Below are 3,961 nucleotides of genomic sequence, written 5' to 3'. Positions count from 1 at the left end.
TGCGTTATCGGGCTCACCCGTCGTCCTCCCTGCGACGGCTCTGGCAGGCTAACCGGAGGAAATGCCACATGTCATCTTCGGATCACCGAATTTACAATCATTTGAGATACCGCCGGGATTCACGCATGCCATTCGGCCGGAGATCATCCGAAGGTAAAAATTGCAATGCGCGCCTGGCGTTGGGCCGGACGTCGTGCCTGCCCTCAGTCGTCCGCTTCGACCACATCTACGGCAGGGGGTGCGTTGGGATCGAGGCACGATGGCATGGCATCCGACAGCGGCTGGGTCGCGGTGTCATTCGTCGTCCGGTGCAGCTTGCGCAGCATGCGCAGCGCATCCGGGCGACGGCGCCGCGGGCTCCCCGCTACTATCCCCGCCGTCGATCGGGGGACCTGTTGCCCGTCCGCGCTACCGATATCGTTCACGGCTACCTCGGCCGAGTCGTCGAAGCCGAGCGTGAATTCGAACTTCGGATCGTACATCGTCAACTTCAGTTCATGCGTAATCCGGAGAACGTTCTCCATTCGTTTCGAACGATCCGCATCGAAGCGGAGAATGATGCCCTGTGCTGAGAAATTCGTAATTTCGGCGATCGAAGCCATCCCGTCCGGATGGTGTGCATTGACTTCCGGATCGCGGCGCCGCATCGCCAGAACGAATTCCCGCATCGATTCGTGCAGTGTGGAAACCGCGACCGGATGGCGGTCGCGGAGAATGCGCCGGAAGCGCCTGGCCGCCACCCGCGGGGATGACAGACCATTCTCATTCCAGATCGCCAGATACACGATCGGCGATTCCTGCACTGCGCACCCTCCCCGTCCGTCCTGGGCACCACGCTCCGGTGCTGGTCACCCAAAACTCTAGCGTGCGTAATGCGCTGCTGTGCAACGGAATCAGTGCGAAATCCTCAAGTCATCGTAAAACTGTGCGTGCTGCGCATGCGAGGATGCATCCGAAGAGAATCCTCACCATCGGCATACCGGGCCTGGCGCCGCCAGTACTCCAGTCGGACTTCGTGATCATGATGTGAGTTGGGATCGTTGCTGGTAGTGGCTACGGCGGGCGCGGTGTTGGTGTTGGCGTCGCCAGAGCGGCCACCGCATCCGGTGGCCGACTGCACGGACCGGGCGAGTGTCAGCGTGGCGAAAGGTGCCGGATTTCATTGCGGGTCAATGTAATCAGGTGTGATGAGGGTCCGCTGACACGTTGCCGGATGGCGAGGACGGTGAGGAAGGCGTGGGCGAGCATGGCCAGCAGGGTCCAGCGGTGCCAGGATCGCCAACCCCGGACTTGGTGCTGGTCGAGCCCGGTCAGCGCCTTGGCGGTGTGGAAGTTCTCCTCCGTCGACCAGCGGCAGCCTGCCCCGCTTTCACCAAAACGCGCCAGCGGCACCGGTTCCCGACTCCAGCAGCGGTAGAAGGCCAGCTCGTCGGTGCGTTGGTTGCGGCGGATCATCAGCCTTCGGTGCCCGGGCACGGCCTTGTCGTCATCTGCTCCGATCTCGATCCACGCCGAGTCGTAGACGCGGGCCCCTTTGGCGCCGTCACCGGCCGACAGTGGCTGCGGGCCCGGCGCTGGACCCCGACGGTATGGGTCCCCTTCTCGAGATCGCCTGTCTCATCCACCACAAGTGTCGCATCGGCGTCGCCCAAATGCTCGATTACATAGTCGTGCAGGTCATCTCGCAGACCATCATCGTCCCCCCGCCGCCGACAGCAGGTGCTGCATCGCATCCGGAGATCGGTCGCCAGCATGTTCGGCCAGCTTCCAGCAGTTCTTGCTCGGCAGCTCCGACATCATCGCCGTCAACATCCTGCCCGCGGTCCGGCGGGTCTCCATCCGCATAAACCGAGGGCCGATCAAACCGGTGAACTCGTCGAACTGTTGCCGCCACCGGTCAACGCTGTCGAGCGCGGCCTCCGCCAATTCAGCTGTGTCCCACACAAACACAACATGATCACGCGGTGGACGCTCCATCTTCCAGCGCCCTGACCAGCAGCAGCGCCGACCACGAAGTCCGCTAGTAACAGGGATTGAGGGAGGTCCTGGCTTTTCTCGCCACATCCTGGAGTCGCTGGAACTTTTCGGCCTTGACAAAGCCGAGGCTGAACCAATCAGCGCCATCCAAACCGATCAATGCGAAGCCGAGTTCGAAGCTGTGACGGCCCAACGACCGTAAGAAGTCGTTGCGGTCGTCGGGATCCCACAGGTCGTCGTCTTCGTCGTCCAACTCGCTCCAGTCGTACCACTCCCAGCTGAATCCCTGCGGGAATGTGGCTAGTGTGCTCAGGGACTCTCGGATCTCCAGGGCTTCAGCCTTCCAGTCGAATCCGGCCATTACTCGGCCGATGTCGTTTTCCAGAGTGCCTTCAAGAGCATCGCTGAGTGCTTCAGCCGGAGTGGGAACTTTCGAGGTGTCGTCGAGCGCGCGCGCCAAACTGAGCTGCGCCCGATCGGAACACGGTGCCAGGATCGCGACGATCTCCGTGAGCGCAGCACGTTGCTCTCGTCCGATAGTCACGATGTGAATCTATCGAAATGACGAGCGCGGACCTCCCGGAAGTGGGAATCTGCAGGTGTGGGGCTCTGGGCCGGGCTACCGTCCCCGTTCGACACGCTGGTGTTCACCCCGATCCGCACCCCTTACCAGCGACTATCCCGACTCACACCATGATCACGCAGTCCGGCCGTACTGGGCAAGCAGAATCGTCGAAGTTCAGAGCACCATGCTTCGGCAACGGCGCCCACCGCCGAATGACAGTGAAAGCGCTAGGGTGACAGCGGCGGGAGTTCTCGATCGAAAGCTTGATGGTTGTGGCCAGTACCGACGAACCCCTTTCGCAGTGGCATGAGCAGCTGTTCTTCGTTCTGATGCTTCTTCAAGATCTCGAACTGAAGGGTGCGGGTTTCGCATCCGACTACTCGGGCGACTCGCTGGTTGCCCTGGAACGTGAGTTCCTGCAGAGATACACCTCGTCCGAGCAGATCGCGTGGCCGACCCGCCGCACCCTGACCGAGGGCTTGGCCGCCTACCTGGGCGAAACCCTGATGCGCGCGGCAGGCGGTGCATGGGCGTGGTCGACCGAGCAGGACATCGACGGTTTCAGTGTCGGCGTCCCGCTGATCACCGCGGACTCCACGCTGACGGTCGAACCGATCTCCCCGCTTCGGCTGCTGCGCGATGCAGCCGAAGTTCGCGACGGCCAGCGGTTCACGGCCGTCTACGACCGCTGGTCATGCGCTGCCGACGAGAAGAAGCGCGCCGATCCGACTTGGAAGCCTGTCAAAGAACACACGACCGCTGACCGGCCAGACCCGGAATCGATACCACTGGCCGACTGGCTGACCCGGCGAAGCGGCAGCTTCCAGGACTGGGCCGATACCTACGCACCGGACACGACCTGGGACTTCACTCCGGCATCGCTTGCATCACTCGAAGAACTCGTGCGGAGGGTAGCACCGACCGAGGAGATGCTTTTCGACCACGTCAATCGTGACTTCCTCGGGGGCGCTGTCTGGTATCTCGGCGAAACGATGCGGCGCGGACTCGGCGGCCGATGGAACTGGAACCTACACAAGCGGGGCAACCGCAAGTTTCCGTACGTCGAAAAGCTCGGTCCCCGAGGCGTCCGCACGTGTACGCCCCACCTCGTCATCGACGCAGCCCTGGAAAAGCCTGGATACCTGACATACCGCTACGAACTTGCCGCCGAACAGCAATGATCTGATTCCGTAATAGCACCCCGTGGGTGGGTGGCTGCGGTCCAGCGAGGCGCCACCCACCCACAAACGCAACATGGTCACCTGGCCATTCCACTTCCAGCCCGCTGACCAGCAGCATCAACGATCACGAGTCCGGCTGGAGTACTAGCCACTGTTTTGAAAGTGGGTGAGGGTGGGCAGTTGCCCGCTCTCACCCGTGTCGGAGCCATTGGTTGATGGCAGCGATGCGGATGGTGGC

The 3,961-nt window shown here is 62.2% G+C and carries 3 protein-coding genes and 1 pseudogene; 1 reads left to right on the top strand and 3 read right to left on the bottom strand.

Annotated elements, in window-relative coordinates:
• Nucleotides 1–203 precede the first annotated feature (203 nt).
• The 3 genes and pseudogenes from AB0M45_RS33735 to AB0M45_RS33725 all read right to left on the bottom strand — a co-directional run bounded on the left by AB0M45_RS33735 (nt 204) and on the right by AB0M45_RS33725 (nt 2,521).
• Entirely contained in the window at nt 204–803 is a 600-nt protein-coding gene (locus AB0M45_RS33735) for a hypothetical protein (protein ID WP_364337530.1), read from the bottom strand.
• Nucleotides 804–1,019: 216 nt separating this feature from the next.
• Nucleotides 1,020–1,845: pseudogene (locus AB0M45_RS33730) on the bottom strand (transposase).
• A gap of 175 nt (nt 1,846–2,020) precedes the next feature.
• On the bottom strand, nt 2,021–2,521 hold the full coding sequence (locus AB0M45_RS33725) for a hypothetical protein (RefSeq protein ID WP_364337528.1): 501 nt from the start codon (nt 2,519–2,521) through the stop codon (nt 2,021–2,023).
• Between the two features lie 293 nt (nt 2,522–2,814).
• Here AB0M45_RS33725 and AB0M45_RS33720 point away from each other — a divergent pair, with 293 nt between their 5' ends.
• Nucleotides 2,815–3,723 (top strand): hypothetical protein, encoded by a 909-nt coding sequence (locus AB0M45_RS33720; protein WP_364337526.1) that lies wholly within the window; start codon nt 2,815–2,817, stop codon nt 3,721–3,723.
• The last annotated feature ends 238 nt before the right edge of the window (nt 3,724–3,961 follow it).

It is taken from the genome of Nocardia sp. NPDC051787 (genome assembly GCF_040681325.1).
Classification (GTDB): Bacteria; Actinomycetota; Actinomycetes; order Mycobacteriales; family Mycobacteriaceae; genus Nocardia.
This window is presented reverse-complemented; position numbering and strand designations above follow the sequence as displayed.